The organism is Bradyrhizobium sp., assembly GCF_049581145.1.
Classification (GTDB): Bacteria; Pseudomonadota; Alphaproteobacteria; order Rhizobiales; family Xanthobacteraceae; genus Bradyrhizobium.
This window is the reverse complement of the sequence record NZ_JBAURI010000158.1, coordinates 1-3,577: the sequence shown is the minus strand read 5'-3', so window position 1 is coordinate 3,577 and position 3,577 is coordinate 1. Positions and strand designations below refer to the sequence as shown.

Genomic DNA, 3,577 nt, shown 5'->3' with positions numbered 1-3,577 from the left:
TCGTAAGGCGAGAAAAATGCGGGGTAGCCTTGCTCGATGAAGCTGAACTGACCGTGGACATTCCAATTGTCCGGCGCGATGGGCCAGATACCGGTGACGGTGGTCTTCGTTGCCGCAGCAGTCGTGTCGGTCCAATTCACTTTGTAGTTGAGCCAGAGGCGAATCATGTTGAGATCAAACGCAGACCCGTAACCTGTGCCCGACGGAAACGTAACGGTCACGCTTCCAAGGTGGTCGTGCAGATACTCGAGCCGCGCGGTCCAATTCGGCGCGATTGCGACCTCGGCTCCCAAGCCTGCGGCCCAGCCCGTGCGAGTGGGCAGCACAGTGTCCGCGTCACTGCCAAAGCTCGACGTTTCCGCGAGGCGCGCCTGGCTCCGGCAAAACCGCCTGTTCCATAGATCAGCCAATGATCAAAGGCGTAGCCAACACGCCCGCGCACCGTGCCAATATAGTCGATCTGGTCGGTGACATTCGTGCCTTGCGCCGTGGCACGGCCAAAGATGAGACCGTCTTCCAGTGGGAAAGGAGACGTCGCCCTCGACCCCGAGCAGCAACCGGGATGGGAGCACGTAGTTGTATCCCATCTGCAGGCCGCCATAGAGGCTGCCAAAAGAACCGCTTGATTTCGCAGGGTCGGGATCGAACAGGTATTGCTAGCGTGTCCTCGCCCGTACGCGACATGACCCGCGACATAGAACCCGCTCCAGTCAAAGCGAGGTGTATAAGTAGGCGGCGCCTCTAGCGCCCATTGACGGGCCGGTTCGTCAGCATTGGCTGAAGTGCCGACGAGAACTCGCAGGACCGCCAGGACCAGCCGGAGCGTTGCCACCCAGGCTGCATCCAGGCGGTTTCGAGAGGGAACCAGCCGAGATCGCCATCCGAACGCATGCAACTGCGTGTTACTCGTATCTAACGACCGCACACTTACTTCAGAATGCATCCAATCGCCCCCAACTTGACCCCGACGCAGCTTTGAAATGCCTGATTTCATGTCTCGGACGCCCGAGTCCGGCGATCGGTCGCTCGATGACGAACCAGAGTTTCTTCGATCCTGGAACGGCCACGCGCTTGAGCATGCCGGCCCGTCCAAGTTGACGCAGCGTGTGGCTTCCGTCGCTCTGGAGACTACGCAGCCCCCCTTGAGCGCGTCGGAATCAAAGAGCTTCGGCCGTCACGCGGCGTCGGCCAGACTCGTCCAGCAACTCCACGAGAGCGACACGCGCTGGCGGCTTATCCACAGTCCGGCCTCACGCAGCGCTCGCTCAATGTGAGTACCGTAGGACGTCTTTGGTTGTGCGCGGCGATCAGCGAAGCGGCCGTCTCCAACGTTTTGTTCGCCCCGCCAGGCAATTCGCGACAACGAAGATGCATTGATCTGCTACCATACTCACAGGACGCCTCGATGAATCAGCATTCGTTCTCAGGCGCCGCCGGACAGCCCTGGAATTGACACGCCAAGGGTTTGCAGGATGAGGAAGACGTTGAGCAGCAACACCACGGTCGTTCCCGCCACCGCTGCCACAAGGGTCAGCCGGCCGTTCGCGAACTGCCCCATGATGTCGCGACGACTGGTGAAGATCAGCAGCGAGATCATCGGCAGCGGCAGCGCAATCGAGAGCACGACCTGGCTGATGACGAGCGAACTTGTCGCATTGGCACCAAGCGCCACCACGACAAAAGCGGGCAGCATCGTGACCAGGCGGCGGACCAGGATCGGTACTTTGAACCTGAGGAAGCCCTGCATGATCATCTGACCGGCCATCGTCCCGACCGTCGAGCTTGATATCCCGGAGGCAACGAGCGAGAGCAGGAACACCCCGGCAGCACCGATCCCGAGCAAGGGCGTTAGCGTGTGATAGGCGGTTTCGATTTCGGCCACGTCCGAGTGACCCGCATGGAACGCGCCCGAAGCCATCATAACCATGGCCATGTTGACGAGGCCCGCCACCACCAGGGCAATAATGACTTCCCGGTTGGAGAAGCGCAGGACCTTGCGCCGCTCGGAATCGTTGTGAACCGGCATCCGCCCCTGTGTCAGCCCGGAATGCAGGTAAACCGCGTGCGGCATGACCGTGGCGCCGATGATGCCGACTGACAGCAATAGTGCCTCGGCGTCGGGGATCTGCGGCATTAGGGTATGTACCGCAGCCGAGGTCCAATCGACCGGCGCGATGAACAGCTCGATCACATAGCAGAGCGCGATGATGCTCACCATGCTGCCGATGATCAGTTCGATCGGCCGGAAGCCGAAGCCTTCGAACATCAGCACGCCGTAAGTGATGACAGCCGTGACCGCCATGCCGGCGAAAAGCGGTATGTGAAACAGCAGCGAGAGACCAATCGCGCCACCGAGAAATTCTGCCAGGTCGGTCGCCATCGCGGCAATCTCGCTGACCACCCACATAGCCCACACGACCAGGCCAGGAAAATGCTCGCGACACATCTCCGCGAGATTGCGGCCGGTCACTATACCGAGCTTGGCCGAGAGCGCCTGGAACAGCATGGCGATCAGGTTGGCCGCCAGCACCACCCACAAAAGCATATAGCCGTATTTCGCGCCCGCCTGAATGTTGGTGGCGAAATTGCCGGGGTCCATGTACGCGATGGAGGCAATCACCGCAGGACCGGCGAATGCCAGATACGCGCGCAACCCGTCAGGCTGGCCGGCCAGCACTCGGCGGCCCGCGGAGACGGTTCGGTCAGAAAGCGATCCCCGCTGAGCGATGATTTCGGTCATCTCGATAATACATCACGCACATGAAAATGTAGCACAGGGCACAAACTAAGGGCTGATCTGAGATTGTCAATGGCTGCCTAATGTAGCCCGTGCTACAGTTTGACACGACGATATAAACGTGTTCTCTGCCGGACAGAACTCCACTCGTTAGGATCGCAGGCCATGCAGCCAACGACACCAGGGAAGACACGGCGGAATGGTGGCGCAACGAAGGAGCTGCCGACCGAGCTCATCCAGGCGCGCCGCTTCGGCAAAACGCGGTCGGCCCAGTCGACGGCATTGTTGGAAGACTATGTCGAACTGATCGCGGACTTATTGACCAGCTCAGGCGAGGCGCGTCCGACAGACATTGCGCGTCGGCTGGGCGTATCTCACGCCACAGCCATCAAAGCCATCTCGCGCTTGAAGCGGGCAGGATTGGCGACCTCACGCCCCTACCGGGGCGTGTTCCTTACCGAGCAGGGCCATACGCTCGCCGAGCGCGTGCACGCGCGCCACCGGCTTGTAGTCGACCTGCTTCGCGCGGTTGGCGTTCCCGCCGAAGCCGCCGAGGCCGATGCCGAGGGCATGGAGCATCACGTCTCAGACGTCACTTTGAAAGCGTTTGCGCAGTTTATCAAATCGCTTGCCAGGTGATCGGGGCGGCTTCGAACAGACTCCTGAGCGACGCGACAGGACCAGGTACGGGCAAAGGACAACAGGCCGCGAGGGTGCTTGTCGTGGGTCCTGATGCGCAACCGTCAGGAACAACAGTCGTCGCATTCTTCCCCTGACCACGCTTCACGGCCTTCGTTGATCAGGAACCAGACGATTGCGAATGAGCCGACGCCGTCAATC

General features: G+C 60.7%; 3 protein-coding genes. 1 reads left to right on the top strand and 2 read right to left on the bottom strand.

Translation table 11 applies throughout. The features are described from left to right. Together WCB02_RS05200 and WCB02_RS05195 are read right to left on the bottom strand one after the other, a co-directional pair. A partial coding sequence (locus WCB02_RS05200; protein WP_423956770.1) for an outer membrane protein occupies window positions 1-326 on the bottom strand: 326 nt, incomplete at its 3' end. Between the two features lie 1,097 nt (window positions 327-1,423). Beyond that, on the bottom strand, window positions 1,424-2,740 hold the full coding sequence (locus tag WCB02_RS05195; RefSeq protein ID WP_423956769.1) for an Nramp family divalent metal transporter: 1,317 nt from the start codon (window positions 2,738-2,740) through the stop codon (window positions 1,424-1,426). Window positions 2,741-2,902: 162 nt separating this feature from the next. Here WCB02_RS05195 and mntR point away from each other — a divergent pair, with 162 nt between their 5' ends. Continuing rightward, window positions 2,903-3,376, top strand: a complete 474-nt coding sequence (gene mntR / locus WCB02_RS05190) for a manganese-binding transcriptional regulator MntR (RefSeq protein WP_423956768.1) — start codon at window positions 2,903-2,905, stop codon at window positions 3,374-3,376. The last annotated feature ends 201 nt before the right edge of the window (window positions 3,377-3,577 follow it).

Excerpts from the sequence above, each read along its gene's own strand:
- mntR (WP_423956768.1), top strand. The coding sequence starts at position 2,903 with ATGCAGCCAACGACACCAGGGAAGACACGGCGGAATGGTGGCGCAACG.
- WCB02_RS05195 (WP_423956769.1), bottom strand. The coding sequence starts at position 2,740 with ATGACCGAAATCATCGCTCAGCGGGGATCGCTTTCTGACCGAACCGTC.